The sequence below is a fragment of the Arthrobacter sp. 10T425 genome (assembly GCF_056393985.1).
The window spans coordinates 201,025-217,324 of record NZ_JBFTGZ010000008.1 but is presented as its reverse complement, the minus strand read 5'-3'; the positions used below and the strand labels follow the sequence as shown (position 1 = coordinate 217,324).

The following is a 16,300-nucleotide window of genomic DNA, read 5'->3' as shown; positions in this document are numbered from 1 at the left end:
GAGGCCGGCCAGCTCCAGCTCAACGCCTTCGAACCCATCATCGTCCACAGCCTCCACAAGAGCATCTCCCACCTCGAAGCCGCGTGCCGCACCCTCACGGCCCGCTGCGTCCGGGGCATCACCGCCAACACCGAACACCTTCGCCTCACAGTGGAACAATCCATCGGCCTCGTCACCGCCCTGAACCCGCAACTGGGCTACGCCACAGCCACGGCCATCGCCCAGGAAGCCCTCGCCACCGGCAAGGGCGTCGCGGAACTAGTGCTCGAACACGGCCTGCTCACCGACGAGCAGCTCACCGAGCTCCTCAGCCCGCACCGCCTGGCCAACCTCACCCAATAGCCTCCGCAGACCGACGACCCCGCCCGACCAGGGAGCAAGGGGCACGCCGTCGTGCCCAAAATCCCGACCGACTACAGAGAAAACGGAACTCGATGACGAGGACCGTTCCAGCACCGGGCCACCAACCCGGCCTCTACCCAAGGACTGACTATGAAAAACAAATCAACGATGTGGATCCTGGCAGCGCTCCTGTTCGGAATCCTCAGCGGTCTGCTCTTCCACTGGCTGCTGCCGGTGGACACACGCGAATCCGTCGTGGCGGTCCTCGACACCGTGACGCACATGTTCCTGAACCTCATCAAAATGATCATTGCCCCTCTGATCTTCGCCACCCTCGTCTCCGGCATCGCAGGAGCAGCCAAATCCGCCGGGGTGGGCAAGCTCTTTGGCCGCTCAATGATCTGGTTCCTGACCGCCTCCGTCCTGGTGGGCGCGTTCGGCTTCATCACGGCCCATGTACTCAACGTCGGTGACGGGCTCCACCTGATGCCGGGAGGCGACGCGGGGATGGAAACGAAGCCCCTCGATTACCAAGCGTTCATCACCCACATCATCCCCACGAGCGTCTTCGCCGCACTGACCGAAAACAACCCCCTTCAGATCCTCGTATTCGGCGCCCTCTTCGGCATCGCCCTGCTGAACCTCCGGAAGAAGGGCCGCTCCTCCATAGCCGATGCCATCGACGAACTGATGGGCGTCATGCTGAAGGTCACCGGGTATGTGATGCTGGCGGCACCCGTCGGCGTTTTCGCCGGCATCGCAGCGGCCTTCACCTCCCAAGGTCTCGATGCGTTTGCCACCTACGCGTCGTTCATCGGCGGGTTCTATGTGTCTCTCTCGGCCCTGTGGGTCATCATGGTCGGCGTCGCCGTCGCCTTCCTCGGACGGGCCGCCTTCCGACTGGTACGGATAGTGCGCGAACCCATGGTCATCGCGTTCGCCACCTCCAGCAGTGAAGCCGCCCTGCCCAAGCTCATTGAAGGCCTGACCAAGTTCGGCATCGAGAAGCGCACCACCGGTTTCGTGCTGCCCCTGGGTTACTCGTTCAACGTGGACGGTTCCATGATGTACATGACCTTCGCGTCGGTCTTCCTGATCAACGCCTACGGCATCGACATGGACCTTGGCCAGCAGATCGCGATGACCGCAATGCTCCTGCTCAGCAGCAAGGGCATGGCCGGCGTTCCACGCGGGTCACTCGTCGTCGTAGCCGCCGTGGTCCCTGCCTTCGGCATCCCGGCCGCCGGAATTGGTGTCCTGCTGGTGATCGACCAACTCCTGGACATGGGACGCACCGCCACCAACATCTTGGGAAATGCCATCGCCACCGCGGTCATCGGCCGGAACCACGACAAGTCCACGTCCCTCCTCGAAGCGTCACGCCCGGAAGCCTCCCAGGATGCGCAGGTCACTGAAGATAGCAGGGAGTTTGAGCGTGTTCCGATGCACTAACCGGATCCCGCTCGGCCAAATTTTCAAACCTGCGAACCTACCCTCACACCGGATGAAAGGCCATGGCCAATGACCGCTGACTTTGACCTCCAGAGCCCGATGGACGTGCACCGCATTCAGCGGACGAAAAGAGCGAGAAACACTCCGATCAGATCAAAAATCATCGACTACCTGGCAAGCCATGGGGCAAGCAAAGTAGCTGACATCAGCGACGGCATCGCGTCCTCGCGCGGCGCAGTCAGATATCATCTGGCAGCGCTGGAGAGCGCTTCGATCGTCCGTTCCAACATTTCCCCCGGTGCCAGGAGTCGTTTCACGCCCTTCTACGGTCTCGCCCCTGGAAAGACGGAGCCCGCCTCCTAGCCGGACAGCGCTGACTGCAACTCTTGCGGACGACGGCGGGACCTCCCGCCGTCGTCCGCCGTGTCCTTACGGCCGGAATCTCATGTCCTCGCCCCCAACCAACCTCGCAGTTTGGGCGGGCGCCACGTCCTGGGCGAACACCCGGACGCCCCCGGCGAAGACTGGCACCTTCCCAACGACCCGAAACCCGCAGCACCAAGAACTGGTTGACGCTATATACCGCCAAGCCGGACAGCAGCACACCAAGCTTCGCTCCGTCCCGGCACTGCTCCTGCTCGCCATGGCACTCACCAACCCCGCAGTGCGTGAACTCCTCCAAATGAGCGCGCTGCTCTGGGGCTTTCCCTTGATGTTTCGGCCGCCGGGGTATAGACGAGCTGAAGGGATTGTGCCCGTGGCAATACCGGGCGCAATCCCTTCAGTTCCAGCTCCTTGGGGAGCCCGTCAGGCGGCGGGTGGGGTCACTTCTTTTCAGCCAGGAACATTGCCCTTTCAAGCGGTGTCACGGTGAGTGATTTGAGTTGGGCGGTACCGCCTTCTGCAAAGAGGGCCATCTTGTCGGCTCCGGCGTTGGGGAATACCTGGTCGGTGATGGTCCGCAGACCGTTCTGGGCGAAGACCTCTACTGAGGAGCGGTCGAGGTAGATCCGCATGGTGATGTTGCCGTCCTTGTCCAGGGTGACGGGGGCGTCCTCGATGGAAGCGAAGGCCGGGTGGAACGCGGTGTTGCCGGAGTTAGTGCGGTCAACGAAGAGCTTCCCGGTCGTGGCGTCGTAGCCGATGACGGTGGATGCGGCTCCATCGCCCAGTACGGTGATGCCGGATTTCTTGGCCGAGCCCGGCGCGAAGGCGATGTCGACTCGTTGGACCTGGCCCGATGCTGAAGCCGACAACTGGTGTGTCCCGGCGGGAATCGGTCCGCCCTTCTTATCCTGATAGGAGACCTTCCCGCCCAACTGTTCCACTTGCTTGACAGCGCTTTGGGTGAGGCGAGGGCCGTCAGGAGTCGTGGTCAGGTTGACCTCGCGGGGAAGTGCCATGGCGCTGCGCCAGGGGCTGGTGGGGATGTCATTGGCGTAGTCCCAGTTGTTCATCCAGCCGAGCATGACCCGCTTGTTATCGGGCATGTTGCCGAAGGACACGGAGGCGTAGTAGTCGCGTCCGTAGTCCAGCCAGTCATAGGTCTCCAGGGCCGACTGTGCCGGTTTCGAGGAGAGCATGAAGTCGTCCGCGAGAATGTGGCCCCAACCGAATCGGTTATTGTCGACCACTTTGATATGTGCCTGTTGGCCAACGAATTCTTTGACATTCCATGATGCCCAGTCGAGCTTTTCACTGTCGTTTCCGGTGGCCGTGCGGACCACTTGTCCGTTGACCACGAGGTTTACCGATTCCTCGTCAGACCGGGGAACGGCCGGGCCGTCAGTCAGCATGACGTGGTCAAGGGTCAGGTGTCCCCACCCGCCGGTGGCCTGGTCAACTACACGCAACTGTGCATTCTGTCCCGCGAACTCGGCGACATCCCAGCCTTTCCAGTTCAGGATTCCGGAATTGTCTCCTGCGAGGGAGCGGACCACCTTGCCGTTGACGAGCAACTGGGCGGCCAGGATCTGTCCGGAGTCCGCGGAGCGGTTGCCGCCGCCGACCAGCATGCTCATGAAATTCTTGGTGATGGGGAATTCCGGTGATGTCAGGGTGCCCTGCCGGTCATCGCCCGGTGCGGTGCCGGTCTCGAAGGTGTTGATCCGTTTGGCCCCGAGGTAGAAGTCCCCGCCGCTGGTGGAGGGCTGGAAGTTGGGGGTGAGGTCGCCGGTCCCGGTCCAGCCGGTGTCGGCCAGCGATGTCCCGGCGGGAACCTCGAAGCCGTCAAACTTGAGCTCCCCTTCGGGCGGGGTGTTGTCCAGCTTGTCGGAGACGCGGGGGTGCTTGCCACCGCCCACGAGGAAGTTCAGGTAGTCGTCGGTCACGGTGAAGTTAGGTGACTGCATGGACCCGAGCGGCCAGTCGCCGTCGTTGAAGGAGTTGATCAGGCCACTGCCGTCAAAGCCGGTCACGGGGCTCTGGCCGGGAAGGGCTCCGTTTGCCGGAGTGCTGCCGAATGGGCCGTTCTTCCAGTTTCCTGGCTCGTTGTTGACGGTCCAGCCGTTGTAAGTTCCGTCGTTGAATCCGGCCAGGACCTTCCCGGGAGGGGGCGTGGCCACGGGTTTGGTGGTTTCGGAGGTGAAGGTGGTGCCGTCGAAGTTGCCCACGAAGTACTGGCCAGCGGAGCCGCCGGCCACGCCTCCGGGGTTGATGTTGACGACCATGACCCATTTAACGTTCTTCGGGTCGCCGTCCACGGCGAGGGGAAACAGGTCGGGGCATTCCCACTGCCCGCCGGTGGCATTGGCTGGTCCGAATTCACTCAGGGCGGTCCAGTCCTTGAGATTGGCGGACTTGTAGAGGACGACCTTGTGATCCTGGGCTTCGACCGCGGTCATGAGCCAGTAGCCTCCGCCGCCGGGTTTGTTGTACCAGGAGACCTTAGGGTCACGGAAGTTGGCGGAGTTTCGGTTCAGTACAGGATTGCCGGAGTACTTGGTCCAGGTCTGGCCGTCATCGAGGCTGTAGGCCAGGGACTGCGCCTGCAGGCCGCGGTGGGGCGAGGCGTCCTTGTAGGCGCTGGTGAAGATCGCGATCAGCGGTGGGTTCTCTTTCGTACCGAAACCGGTCGTGTTGTCCTTGTCCACGACGACGCTGCCGGAGAAGATGTCCTGCTCTGCATCGGTGGAGATCGCCAGCGGCTGCTCCTGCCAGTGAACAAGGTCCTTCGATGTGGCGTGGCCCCAGGACATGTTCCCCCAGGTGTTACCGGAGGGGTTGTGCTGGTAGTACATGTGGTAGACGCCCTTGTAGAAGACGAGCCCGTTGGGGTCGTTCATCCAGTTCTTTGCCGGCGTGTAGTGAATGGCCGGCCGGTAGGGTTCGTCCCCGGGGCCCGTCGCGGCCGACGCCGGCAGGGAACCTGCCAGTGCCGCGGCCAGCGTCAGTCCCGCGAGCGTCAGTGCAGAAACGGCATGCGTCCTGCGGGTGGTCGTGTTCTTCATTCGTTTGATTCGCCCTTCGTTGCGCGCGTCGTCGGTAGACAACGTTGTCAGTGCGAAGGACACTAAGTGATGTCCGTCAGACAAGTCAACGGTTTTGGCGGCGCGGGAATGAGGCCGCCCGCCGCGCGGCTGAGCCGGGCGAAGCGATGGGCGGGCAGCAGAAAATTCCCTCCCAGCGGCAGGGCTGGAAGGGTTATTTCCGGCAGGCGGCTCCGTTCAGCCGTCTCCGCGGGTCCTGGACGCAGCAGCTCCCGCCGACCGTGGATCGGCTGGATTTGGCTGAGGGCTATTCCAGCGGCAGAAGCCAGGTCAGTTCCGAGGCGTCGCCTTCGATATGGCGGGCCAGTTCCTCGTTGAATCTGGCGCCGTAATCGGCGCCGATGTGTTCCTGGAACGCGGCTTCATCGCGGTAGACCTCAAAGACAAAGTACTCCCGGGGGTTCTCTTCCCGGGTGCAGGGAAGGAACAGCTCGTTGCCCGGTTCACGGCGCACATGCCGGGTCAGTTCGAGCATCATTTCAGCAACGCGGGCTTCGCTGCCGGGCTTGACGGTGAACTCGGCATACAGGGTCTTGGTCATCATGATCCCTTTCAGGTCGATGGGTTCGAAATATAGTTCAGGAGGCCACCCCTGTCAGGCCGGAGGGCGCAGCTCACCGGAACCTCGTTGTATGAGCTCAGACGGGACAACATAGGTATGCGGGGGCTGCTGGTCGCCATCGATCCTGGCCAGGAGCCGCTCTGCTGCCAGCTTCCCGATCCGCTCGGGGTGCTGGGCGATGACTGTCACGCCGGGATCCATCATGTCGGCAAGCGTGAAGTCATCGAACCCTATCAAGGCCACGCGTTTGCTCAGCCCGAGCTCTCCGAGAGCGCGCATGGCGCCGAACGTGATGAGGTTCTGGCTGGAGAAGATCGCCGTCGGTGGTTCGGCAGCGGTGAGAAGTTCCAACGTGGCCAATCTGGCCGATTCCTCATCGTGCAGGTTTTCACGGACGGGAATCGTGGAGGTGGGAATTCCCTGCCGGCCGATCTCCTCAATGAACCCCCGCCGGCGTTCCCGGGCGGTCTGGATGTCTGTGCGGTCCCCCAAATAGGCGAGCCTGGTGTGGCCGCGGCTGATCAGGTGAGCGGCTGCCCTCGCGGAGCCTGCGGCGTTGTCGGTCACGACGGCGTCTGCTTCCACTCCTACCGGTTCACGGTCGATGAAGACCAAAGGCAGGTCACGGGAATGCTCCGGGATCACATACGCCTGGCTCCTGGCGATGGGCGTGAGGATGAGCCCGTCGACACGCCGCCCAAGAAATGCCGCCACGATGTCCTGCTCCCGCTGGGGGTCATCGTCCAGGCTCGCCGCAAAGACCGCGATTCCCCTGGCCCCAAGAGCATCTTCTATTGCCCGGTTGATCTCACCGCTGAACGGGTTGGAAACACTCGGCAGCAACAGCCCGACCGAGAGCGTCCTTCTGCCCGCGCGGCGCAGGCTGCCGGCCGCCATGTCCAGTTGGTAGTTAAGTTGCCGGGAAGCGCTGAGCACCTTGTCGCGGGTGGCTTCCGATACGCCAGGTTCGTCATTGATCACCCGCGAGACGGTCTTAATTCCTACGCCGGCAAGTGCAGCCACATGGCGCATCGTCGGGCGGCTGGCGGAAAGGGCCGGCTGGCCACGATTGGACATCGTTGTCAAAAAAATCGCTCCTTCTCATTGCATCTATTGACTCTCCGGTGTGATGCTGATTACATCGTACATGACATCGTTGTCGAGGCCAGTGAGGGCCTCAAACACCAGGAGATTCAATGTTGAGTTCCAAAGCACCCCGTTCAACGGCCACCCGCCTGTTCGCTGCAGGAGCAGTGCTGACTCTGGGAGCGCTCAGTCTTTCTGCCTGTGGTGGCAGTTCCCCGTCCACCTCATCAACCGGTAGCTCGTCAGGGGACAAGGTCGGTGTCTCCCTGATCGTGAAGACGACGACCAACCCGTTCTTCGTCGCCATGGAGGACGGGGCGAAGAAGGCGGCCGAGGCCGGCGGCGTGGACCTTAAGCTCGCTGCGGGCAAGGCTGACGGCGACGAGGACACCCAGATCCAGGCCATTGAGAACGCGATCTCCAAGGGTGACAAGGGCATCCTGATCACCCCCAACGGCCCCTCCGTAGTGGACGCCCTGAAGAAGGCCAAGGACGCCGGGCTCTTCGTCATCGCTCTGGACACCCCGCCGGATCCCGCCGACGCAGCCGACATCACGTTCGCCACTGACAACTTCGCCGCCGGGGAGCTGATCGGCAAATGGACCGCAGCTCAGCTGGACGGGAAAAAAGCGACGATTGCCCTCGTCGATCTCTTTGATGACAAGGTCGTCTCGGTTGACTACAACCGGGACCAGGGCTTCCTGACCGGCCTCGGTATCGACACCGCGGATAAAAAGAAGAACGGCGACGAAGCCAAGACCGGCAAGTACACCGGCGGCAAGGGCGGCGACTACGAGATCGTCGGTAGCCAGGCCTCCCAGGGCGCCGAAGACGGCGGACGCACCGCCATGGAAACCCTCCTGGCCAAGAACCCGAACATCAACGTCGTCTACACCATCAACGAACCTGCGGCAGCGGGTGCCTTCGAGGCACTGAAGGCCGCCGGCAAGGAAAAGGACGTGCTGGTCGTCTCGGTGGACGGCGGTTGCACCGGCGTGAACAACGTCAAGTCCGGCGTCATCGGCGCCACGGCCCAGCAGTACCCGGTCAAGATGGCCGAACTGGGCGTCAAGGCCATCGTTGACCTCGCCAAGACCGGCCAGAAGCCGGCCAACTCACCGGGGCTGGACTTCTACAACACCGGCGTCGAGCTCGTCACAGACAAGCCTGCCGACGGCGTCAAGAGCATCACCACCACCCAAGCCTCCGACATCTGCTGGGGAAAGTAACCCACCCAGCTTCACTGCGGGGCGGGGACCCGGCGCCCGCTATCGGCCTCCCCGCCCCGCATCTCCCGAGCTAGGGCCTCCCCTAGCAACCATCACGGAAGATCAGGACCAATCGTGACCCAGCAACAGACCGCCGGCCCGCCCAGCGCCGGGCATGCCGACCTGGCGGAGGAATTCCTTGACCGCCAGACACCGCTCAGCCGGATACGCAATACCCTCCACCGCTACCCCGCCCTCAGTCCCGCCCTCGTACTTCTCATCGCGGTGGTGGTGTTCGGCCTCCTCAATGACAGGTTCCTGCGGGTTGAAAACCTCTCGCTGATTACCCAGCAGGTCTCCGTCGTCGGCACCCTGGCCATCGCCCAGACCCTCATCATCCTCACCGCTGGCATCGACCTCTCCGTCGGCGCCGTCATGATCCTCTCCTCCATGGTCATGGCCCAGCTCGCCGTCAACAACGGACTGCCCGCACCTGTTGCCCTGCTCGCAGGCCTGGTCGTAGGACTTGCCGCCGGAGCACTCAACGGATTCCTGGTCACCAGGTTCCGGCTCCCGCCGTTCATCGTCACCCTCGGCACGCTGAACATCTTCATCGCCCTGACACTGCTCTACTCCAACGGAGCGACCGTTCGCGGCTCGGCCATGCCTCCCCTGCTGACCTGGACCGGCACCACCTTCCCGCTCGGCCCCGTGCGGATCTCCACCGGCGTCGTCATGATGCTCCTGCTCTATGTCGCGGTCGCCTTCATCCTGGGCAAGACGGCCTGGGGCCGGCATGTCTACGCCGTGGGCGATGACAAGGAAGCCGCCCGCCTGGCTGGCATCCCCGTAAACCGGGTTCTCATGAGCGTCTACCTCGCCGCCGGCGCCGTCCTGGCCGCCGGCGCCTGGATCCAGATCGGGCGCACCAACGCCGCCAGCCCCAACGCCGGCGTAGACCTGAACCTGGACTCCATAACCGCCGTCGTGATCGGCGGAACCAGCCTCTTCGGCGGCCGCGGCTCCATCTGGGGTTCACTGCTTGGAGCGCTGATCGTGGGTGTCTTCCGCAACGGCCTCTCGCTCGCCGGGCTGGACGTGCTTTACCAGACGCTCGCCGTGGGCGTCCTGATCATTGTTGCTGTGTCCGTCGATCAGTGGATCCGAAAGGTCAAGTCATGACCACGACAGAATTTGAAGCCCCCCACGTAGCCACGCGCGAGCCCATCCTGCAGGCCCGGAACCTCGTCAAGACTTTCGGCCGTGTCGTGGGACTGGACGGGGTCAGTCTCGACCTCTACCCGGGCGAAGTCCTCGCGATCATCGGCGACAACGGCGCAGGCAAGTCAACCCTGATCAAATGCCTCACCGGAGCAGAAGTCCCAGACTCCGGCGAGCTCTTCATGTCAGGACAGCCCGTGCACTTCAAGCGGCCGCAGGACGCCAGGGTCCACGGCATCGAAACCGTGTACCAGAACCTCGCTGTCTCACCGGCCCTCGACGTCGCCTCGAACTTGTTCCTGGGTCGGGAGGAAAGGCGTGCGGGACTCCTCGGGAGCGTGTTCCGGATGCTTGACACCAAAGGTATGCGCCGGAAGGCCAAGGAAGAGCTGACCCGGTTGGGCATCTCCACCCTGCAGGACGTGACAGTGCCGGTGGAGAACCTCTCGGGCGGCCAGCGCCAGGCTGTCGCCGTGGCCCGCGCCGCAGCGTTCGGTTCAAAGGTCGTTGTGCTGGATGAACCGACGGCGGCACTTGGCGTCCGGGAATCGAACCAGGTGCTCCAGCTGGTCAGGGACCTTCGCGACCGCGGCCTGCCGGTCATCTTGATCAGCCACAACATGCCCCACGTCTTTGACGTAGCGGATAGGATCCACATCCAGCGCCTGGGCAAGTGCGCTGCCACCATCACTCCGCAATCACACACAATGACCGACGCAGTGGCGATCATGACCGGCGCAGCCACCGCCTGATGGCCGGCTAGTACCCTCCCGCTCTACCGGAGCTCCCTTCTCCGTCCGCGGACCTCCCCCAGGTCCGCGGACGGATCCATACCGGGAGTTCCCATCATCACCATCCCACGAGAGACAGACCATGGATTACCTCACAACAGCCCGGAACGACGCTCACCAGACGCTCGACGTCATGGTCATAGGCGAAGCGCTGATCGACGTGGTCACCACGTCGCACGACACGGTGGAGCACCCCGGCGGCTCACCGGCCAACGTGGCTTACGGACTTGGCCGCCTCGCCGTCACCACAGGTCTGCTCACGGCCATCGCCCCGGACGCGCGTGGGATTTCCATCGAAAACCACCTCAGCAGTGCAGGCGTCATACTTCTGCCCGGATCAAAATCCCTCACCAAAACGGCATCGGCCACAGCAACCCTTGGACCCGACGGCTCCGCTAAGTACGACTTCGACATCTCCTGGGACCTTGCCCCGACAGCCCCCGCCTACTTCCCAAAAATCCTGCACACCGGATCCATCGCCACTTTCCTTAATCCCGGTGCCCGCGCCGTGAAATCCCTGCTCGAACAAGCCCGCACACACTGCATGATCACCTATGACCCGAATATCCGTCCAGCCCTGCTCGGCAGCCACAGGGAAGCTTTGGCCACCTTCGAAGAGCTCGTGCCCCTAACCGACGTCGTCAAACTCAGCGACGAAGATGCCTACTGGCTGTACCCCCAAAAAAGCCTGGACGAAACCGCAGCACACATCCTCGGTCTGGGCGCCGGACTTACCGTCATCACCAAAGGCGCCGACGGCTCACAATTCACCACCCCCGCCGCTAACATCAGCATTCCCGCCGTGAAGTCCAAAGTTGCCGACACCATCGGCGCCGGGGACTCCTACATGTCCGCCCTGATCCTGGGTTTTCTCACCCGAGGAACCGAAGGTTTCGCCCCAGCTGTCTTGGAGCAGCTTGGACACACCGCAGCTGCAGCCGCGGCCATCACCGTGCAGCGCCCGGGAGCAAACCCCCCGACCCTGGAAGAACTCAACATCGCAATCGAAGCCCATTCCGGTGCCCAATACGGGGGTTCCTGAACCACCTAATCAAATGACGGTTGTCCCGGATACCGCTCCTTCAGCGCCACCCTCGCCCGCCTCCCAGACCGGAAAATCCTCTACTGACGCCGGGATTCCGGATTCGCTTATGCCCCGCCGGCCAAACTGTTCCGCTTAGGCAGCTCAAACGAAACGCAAAAACGGATACTTCGTGAATGGCAGTCCGACCAGGTCAGCTCCCCCGAGGCCCTAGGCAGACACCCCGTCGGCACCGGAACGAATCAAAAAGCACACGACGTCCGACGCCGGATATCTCCGACGACGGCGACCGGCGCCCTCGCCTCCGACCACTCACGCCCGGCCGCTCATCGCCCTCGATGCCACTGTCTGAAGACACGCCAGAGAAATAGAGACGAGCCGGGGTGGTGGTAGAGCACGCTCTGGCAGTCATGTCGAAAACCGCGAATCCAGGAATGGATGGGTATGACTGATCAACGGACCAGCACGGCCACGGAAGAAGGCCCCGGTCCCACACAAACACTGGACTCCCCCGGGAACATGCGAGGTCCGGCCCGATCCGACCCACATACGACTCGATCCGAAGGCGGAAGTGTGGACAATGTACACACACCGCAAATTCGCCGTTTCAGAGCGTTCCGGCCGCCAGCCACATCCCAGACCGCAGGGGCGCGGCCCTTCTTTGCGCGCCTCGGGCGCTGCGCAACTGCCCGTCAGACGTGTCCGCAAGCCGGTCCTGAAGCGCGACACGTTCCGTCCGCTCCCCCGCCGCGAGAACTTCCCTAGGTGTGAATCTGTGACTGTGGGCTGAGAATGGCGGGTTAATACACAGTTGGGATGGCGGTTTCGGTGCTCCGTGTGGAGAAGCATCGGTGCTGCTGCACAGATCCCGTTACATCGTTACTCAACAGGGGACATCGCCACTCAGGTTAACTGCGTAGAGGCCAAGTTCGTGACGCGTCAGAAGTTCCTTGCGCCAGCAGCACCAACCGGTCGATATCCAGGTTTGTAACTTTCTGACAGCGCCGTCACGGCGGCAATATCCTGGGGGGTCGTTCGACAGCACCCGCCAACGAGCCGGGCACCAAGTTCACGCCAGATTGGCGTTCCCTCCGCAAGGCTTGCGGGCTGTTTACTATCGGGGCCCGACGGGCTCGCCGCGGCCGGCCCCCACGTTTTGGTGACTGCGTCATAGCTTTCGCCCGAATTCGGATATGCGATCAGGGGCGTATCAGTGGCTCTGCCCAGGGCCTCCAGCGATGGGGAGACCAGCTCCAGCGGCACGCAGTTCACGCCGATAGCCGCCACGAGCGGCTCTGCCGTCAAGAGCCTTGCCGCCTGAGCCAGCGGCGTACCGTCGCTGATGTGGCCGCCATCCCGTAGCGTGAAGGAGAGCCAGGCTTCGACGTCGAACTCTTTTATGAGTGCCAACAGGGCCCCGGCCTCCGGCAATGAAGGCAGCGTCTCACAGGCAAGAAAGTCCGCTCCGGCCTCCACCAGCGCTGCGATTCGGGGCCGGTGGAACTCCAAAAACTCGTTTCGGCTGAGGACATAGTCGCCCCGGTATTCCGATCCATCGGCAAGGTACGCGCCGTAGGGCCCGACCGATCCTGCAACAAGCAGGGGGCCCGCATCCGGGTTTTCCGCCAGATACTCGCGGCGTGCCTCGTCGGCCAGGCGCACACTCAATGCCACCCGTTCCAAGGCCGCTTGCTCGCCGATGCCGCGGCGCGCGAATCCCAGGGGTGTGGCTTGATAGCTAGCCGTGATGGCGACAGTGGCTCCGGCGCGGAAGTAATCGTGGTGTACGCGCTTGACCAGTTCCGGTTGCTCCAGAAGGACTTTAGCCGACCACAAAGGGTCTTCCAGATCGCAGCCGTGCGCTTCAAGCTCGGTGGCGAGCGCACCGTCCACGGTCAGGTTCGCTCCGGCGTCGAGCATGCGGGAAAGGATGGTACTGGGCATCGTTCAGGGCTCCAAGCATTTCGGTTTGTTCTTTCCTGCGGGGCAGTTGCGGCGCCTCGTGGCCCGGCAATGCAAAGTAGCACAACGTGGAGTGCCAAAAAGAGCAGTGCAGCCCGGGGCTTGCAGGTGACGGTCAGCAGCCGCTTGCAGCAACCGGTGTTCCGTTGCTCAGTCACGCCCAAAGTCTGGCGGATGTGCCGAGTGAACGCGAACACCTCTCAAAATTGTGCGTAATAAGCATATATTCATGCTTGTAATGAACATCACTCTCTGCCAATATGGCATTCTGACACCTTTTGCGAACTGCCCAGGAAGAGGCTTCCCTTGAAAATTGCAATGAAATCAGTCCGCAAGCTGCGCGTGCATTGGCCTATAGCTTCGGAAACCTTCTCGCGGCTCGCCACGGGGGACGCAGAAGCGTTCAAAGATGAAGCCGGCATCGCGGCCCTGCTCCAGGCTTCGTCGGAATCCACCGACTTAGGGGATTTTGGCAACTACAGGCATGTATTTGAATCCGGCCTGGGTTTCGAGGGTTTCACCTGCACTGAAGGCGCCAACCCTACGTTGGGGCAGGTGGGGCAGCGGACAATTTCGCCTACCTTTGTCTTCACGACGTATTTCGATGCGGCGCTCCCTGACGCCGCCGTGGAACGCTTCCTGCAGCACATCGTGGATATCCATCCCTGGGAGGTACCGGTCATCGAACTGACCGGCCCGGTCAGCGTCTCCAGCACAGCCCTTCCCGCACTCTTTGAGAGCGAGGCCGCATCATGATTGAAGCCCCCACAGCTGGACTTTGGGACGGTCTGCAGGCGTTGCTGGCGGGCAGGTCATTCACCGACCTGACGCACGCCTTCCACCCCGGCCAGCCGCATTTCCCGGCCTTCCCCGACGAAATCAGGGAGGCGGTCTTCGACCTGGAGAAAGGCGACGGTTTCACCGCCCACCGGTATTCGATCATCGGCCAATGGGGTACGCACGTTGACCCTCCCTCGCATTTCATCCGCGGGGGACGGACCTTGGACCAGATTCCGGTGGAGGACATGGTCCTCCCACTGGTCATCCTCGACATCACCGCCCGGGCCACCGTAAATGCGGACGCCACTCCCACGATGGAGGACATTCAGGCATGGGAGCGCCGCAATGGTGCCATCGCGCCGGGGTCCTTTGTGGCGTTGCGGACAGGGTGGAGCCATCGTTGGCCCGACGCCGACGCCATGGCAAACAGGGACGATGAGGGTGTCAGCCACACACCTGGCTGGTCGCAGGAAGTCCTCTCCTTCCTGATCGAGGAGCGGTCGGTAACGGCCGTCGGCCATGAGCAGACGGACACAGACCCGGGGCGGGCTACGTCCCGCCAGGATTTCACCTTGGAGACCTATGTCCTGGCGCGGAACCGGTGGCAGATCGAGCTGATGGCGAACCTGGACGGACTTCCAGAAGCCGGCGCGATCCTCATTGCAAGCTGGCCTAAGCCACTGCAAGGCAGCGGCTTTCCAGCCCGTGTCTTCGCCATCCACTAAGACACGTTCGTGCAGTGACTAGAATCGGATCCATGTCTAAGACGTCCAGCATGGGCCGGGGAATCATGGCTGTCCTCGCTGTGGGCTCCCGCAACGCAGAAGGCCTGTCTGGCGGAACGGTCGCTGATATAGCAGCCGATCTGGGCAGGGACCGCAGCCAGGTTTCGCGCAGTCTCCGGACCGCCGAGCAGGAGGGGTTTCTGGCACGCGGAGACCATCGGTCCTACACAATGAACTGGTCGCTCCTGACAGACGCACAGCTGTTGACAGAGCAACGGCTGCAGACCGACGGCGTAACCGCTCTGGAAGGCTTGGCCGGTGAAACTAACGAAGGATGCTTCCTTGGAGTTATGAGCGGAAACAGTACTGTCACCATCGGTGAGCGTGTTCCGGCAAGTAGCAACATGGTCGGTTCGTGGCTGGGCCGGCCCTACCCGGCGTTTTGTAGCGATGCCGGCCAGGCCCTGCTGTGGGAAGCCTCGGACGCCGAGGTCCGAACCATTTTCTCCGGCGTACCTTTCGTGCGCCATGGCCCCAATACGCCGCTTGACGTCGAGGACTTCCTGTCACGACTGCGCGGGGCGCGGGCACGGGGGTACTCCATTGTCGACGAGGAAGCCGAACCAGGACTTTACTCGCTGGCCGTTCCGATACGCGACTTCAAGGGCGATGTGGTGGCAGCGCTTCAGGTCGTCGGCGCCAAGACACGCTTGGAGCCGCGCCTGGAGCTATGCGCCACGGCTCTCGTGTCCTGGGGAAAGTGGCTTGAGTCAACGCTGGGTCACGCGGCGCTGCAGAAACGGCTCTAGCTGGCAAGGCCCTTCCGGACCGCGTTGTCCCGGGGACGGCCCTCAAAGGACCCCAGCCGCTCGGCTGCTGCCGTAAGGGCCTCTGCAATGTCATTGGTGCTGGGTTTGATCTCGGCCCGGCTGCCGAGGACGCTGAGCGCGGCAAGAATCGATCCTTCAGCGTTGCGGACCGGAACGGCCAGTTCGTAGACTCCGTGCTCGAATTCTTCCTCCGCGACAATGAAGCCCCGCGCCCTGTCCCGGTCCATCAGTTCGGCGACTTCTTGCGGCGAATGGGCCGCCCCCGGACCGCCTACGCCGATAAAGTTGACATCCTGGAGAAGGACTTCCACGGCTGGCTGTTGGTCGTCCCACAGCAAGGCCCGTCCGGAGCCGGTGCACCACACGGGCGTCACCATGCCGGGTTTCACGAAGCTGCCGGGTACCGCATCGTTACTGGAGGCCCGCAGTAGAACGACCCGGAAGCCATCACGGACGGAAACTCTGGATCTAAGGCCGAAAGAAGCCACTAAAGCCTCAAGTTCGGTTTTTGATTCGCGGACCCAGCCGGTATTCAGCGCTGCGGCCAGGCTGAAAAAACGTGGACCGGTTCGGAAGGGACCGCGTTCGACTCGCTCCAGCAGTCCCAGCTCACACAATTCCTGCGTCAGCCGTGAGACGCGGCTTTGTTCCATATCCAGCTCGGATGCGAGCTGGGAAACGCCGAGAAGCCGCCTGCCCTGCTTCTCCCGGTCTGCGACCAGCCGAACTATTCGAAGTCCTTGGGCCATGGACGACGCTTCCGAGGAAGAATCCATGCTCCGTGCTCCTTCCGCCCGATGACTACGCCTAT

14 protein-coding genes and 1 pseudogene are annotated in these 16,300 nt (G+C 62.7%); 10 read left to right on the top strand and 5 right to left on the bottom strand.

Going from position 1 to position 16,300, the window contains the following annotated elements; all coding sequences use genetic code 11:
* From aspA to AC1DDH_RS11825, 3 genes and pseudogenes are all read left to right on the top strand, one after another.
* Positions 1-342: pseudogene (aspA, locus tag AC1DDH_RS11835) on the top strand (aspartate ammonia-lyase); the annotation flags it as partial.
* Positions 343-492: 150 nt separating this feature from the next.
* A complete protein-coding gene (locus AC1DDH_RS11830) occupies positions 493-1,794 on the top strand; it encodes a dicarboxylate/amino acid:cation symporter (RefSeq protein WP_476858237.1) in 1,302 nt (433 codons plus the stop codon).
* Positions 1,795-1,863: 69 nt separating this feature from the next.
* A complete protein-coding gene (locus tag AC1DDH_RS11825; protein WP_374208328.1) occupies positions 1,864-2,157 on the top strand; it encodes a winged helix-turn-helix domain-containing protein in 294 nt (97 codons plus the stop codon).
* 461 nt (positions 2,158-2,618) lie between these two features.
* Here the strand turns inward: AC1DDH_RS11825 and AC1DDH_RS11820 are convergent, their stop codons facing one another.
* From AC1DDH_RS11820 to AC1DDH_RS11810, 3 genes are all read right to left on the bottom strand, one after another.
* Entirely contained in the window at positions 2,619-5,243 is a 2,625-nt protein-coding gene (locus AC1DDH_RS11820) for a GH32 C-terminal domain-containing protein (protein ID WP_476860507.1), read from the bottom strand.
* A gap of 286 nt (positions 5,244-5,529) precedes the next feature.
* A complete protein-coding gene (locus AC1DDH_RS11815) occupies positions 5,530-5,823 on the bottom strand; it encodes a putative quinol monooxygenase (protein WP_028275207.1) in 294 nt (97 codons plus the stop codon).
* Between the two features lie 54 nt (positions 5,824-5,877).
* On the bottom strand, positions 5,878-6,876 hold the full coding sequence (locus tag AC1DDH_RS11810) for a LacI family DNA-binding transcriptional regulator (RefSeq protein ID WP_476850951.1): 999 nt from the start codon (positions 6,874-6,876) through the stop codon (positions 5,878-5,880).
* Between the two features lie 164 nt (positions 6,877-7,040).
* Between AC1DDH_RS11810 and AC1DDH_RS11805 the strand changes: the two genes are divergently transcribed.
* From AC1DDH_RS11805 to AC1DDH_RS11790, 4 genes are all read left to right on the top strand, one after another.
* Positions 7,041-8,159 (top strand): substrate-binding domain-containing protein, encoded by a 1,119-nt coding sequence (locus tag AC1DDH_RS11805; protein WP_223917292.1) that lies wholly within the window; start codon positions 7,041-7,043, stop codon positions 8,157-8,159.
* 114 nt (positions 8,160-8,273) lie between these two features.
* Positions 8,274-9,320: an ABC transporter permease gene (locus AC1DDH_RS11800; protein WP_476850804.1), complete on the top strand. Its 1,047-nt coding sequence runs from the start codon at positions 8,274-8,276 to the stop codon at positions 9,318-9,320.
* Positions 9,317-10,111, top strand: coding sequence for an ATP-binding cassette domain-containing protein (locus AC1DDH_RS11795; protein WP_230011630.1), 795 nt, complete (start codon positions 9,317-9,319; stop codon positions 10,109-10,111). Before AC1DDH_RS11800 ends, AC1DDH_RS11795 begins: the two co-directional genes overlap by 4 nt.
* Positions 10,112-10,232: 121 nt before the next feature.
* A complete protein-coding gene (locus AC1DDH_RS11790; RefSeq protein WP_476955485.1) occupies positions 10,233-11,192 on the top strand; it encodes a carbohydrate kinase family protein in 960 nt (319 codons plus the stop codon).
* A 939-nt stretch (positions 11,193-12,131) separates the two neighbouring features.
* On the opposite strand, the gene mmuM is transcribed toward AC1DDH_RS11790, so the two are convergent.
* Complete coding sequence (gene mmuM / locus AC1DDH_RS11785) at positions 12,132-13,136, bottom strand: homocysteine S-methyltransferase (RefSeq protein WP_476955484.1); 1,005 nt, start codon at positions 13,134-13,136, stop codon at positions 12,132-12,134.
* 336 nt (positions 13,137-13,472) lie between these two features.
* On the opposite strand from mmuM, the gene AC1DDH_RS11780 reads away from it, so the two are divergent.
* From AC1DDH_RS11780 to AC1DDH_RS11770, 3 genes are read left to right on the top strand one after another with little or no spacing between them, the layout of a single operon-like run.
* Positions 13,473-13,910 (top strand): hypothetical protein, encoded by a 438-nt coding sequence (locus AC1DDH_RS11780; protein ID WP_476955483.1) that lies wholly within the window; start codon positions 13,473-13,475, stop codon positions 13,908-13,910.
* Positions 13,907-14,659, top strand: a complete 753-nt coding sequence (locus AC1DDH_RS11775) for a cyclase family protein (protein WP_476932013.1) — start codon at positions 13,907-13,909, stop codon at positions 14,657-14,659. Before AC1DDH_RS11780 ends, AC1DDH_RS11775 begins: the two co-directional genes overlap by 4 nt.
* Positions 14,660-14,691: 32 nt before the next feature.
* Positions 14,692-15,468, top strand: a complete 777-nt coding sequence (locus AC1DDH_RS11770; RefSeq protein WP_476955482.1) for an IclR family transcriptional regulator — start codon at positions 14,692-14,694, stop codon at positions 15,466-15,468.
* On the opposite strand, the gene AC1DDH_RS11765 is transcribed toward AC1DDH_RS11770, so the two are convergent.
* Positions 15,465-16,265: an IclR family transcriptional regulator gene (locus AC1DDH_RS11765; protein ID WP_476955481.1), complete on the bottom strand. Its 801-nt coding sequence runs from the start codon at positions 16,263-16,265 to the stop codon at positions 15,465-15,467. The genes AC1DDH_RS11770 and AC1DDH_RS11765 overlap by 4 nt on opposite strands.
* Between the last annotated feature and the right edge of the window lie 35 nt (positions 16,266-16,300).

Coding starts and splice junctions, on each gene's coding strand:
- AC1DDH_RS11830 (WP_476858237.1), top strand. CDS start 493: ATGAAAAACAAATCAACGATGTGGATCCTGGCAGCGCTCCTGTTCGGA.
- AC1DDH_RS11825 (WP_374208328.1), top strand. CDS start 1,864: ATGACCGCTGACTTTGACCTCCAGAGCCCGATGGACGTGCACCGCATT.
- AC1DDH_RS11820 (WP_476860507.1), bottom strand. CDS start 5,243: ATGAAGAACACGACCACCCGCAGGACGCATGCCGTTTCTGCACTGACG.
- AC1DDH_RS11815 (WP_028275207.1), bottom strand. CDS start 5,823: ATGACCAAGACCCTGTATGCCGAGTTCACCGTCAAGCCCGGCAGCGAA.
- AC1DDH_RS11810 (WP_476850951.1), bottom strand. CDS start 6,876: ATGCGCCATGTGGCTGCACTTGCCGGCGTAGGAATTAAGACCGTCTCG.
- AC1DDH_RS11805 (WP_223917292.1), top strand. CDS start 7,041: ATGTTGAGTTCCAAAGCACCCCGTTCAACGGCCACCCGCCTGTTCGCT.
- AC1DDH_RS11795 (WP_230011630.1), top strand. CDS start 9,317: ATGACCACGACAGAATTTGAAGCCCCCCACGTAGCCACGCGCGAGCCC.
- AC1DDH_RS11790 (WP_476955485.1), top strand. CDS start 10,233: ATGGATTACCTCACAACAGCCCGGAACGACGCTCACCAGACGCTCGAC.
- mmuM (WP_476955484.1), bottom strand. CDS start 13,136: ATGCCCAGTACCATCCTTTCCCGCATGCTCGACGCCGGAGCGAACCTG.
- AC1DDH_RS11780 (WP_476955483.1), top strand. CDS start 13,473: ATGAAATCAGTCCGCAAGCTGCGCGTGCATTGGCCTATAGCTTCGGAA.
- AC1DDH_RS11775 (WP_476932013.1), top strand. CDS start 13,907: ATGATTGAAGCCCCCACAGCTGGACTTTGGGACGGTCTGCAGGCGTTG.
- AC1DDH_RS11770 (WP_476955482.1), top strand. CDS start 14,692: ATGTCTAAGACGTCCAGCATGGGCCGGGGAATCATGGCTGTCCTCGCT.
- AC1DDH_RS11765 (WP_476955481.1), bottom strand. CDS start 16,265: ATGGATTCTTCCTCGGAAGCGTCGTCCATGGCCCAAGGACTTCGAATA.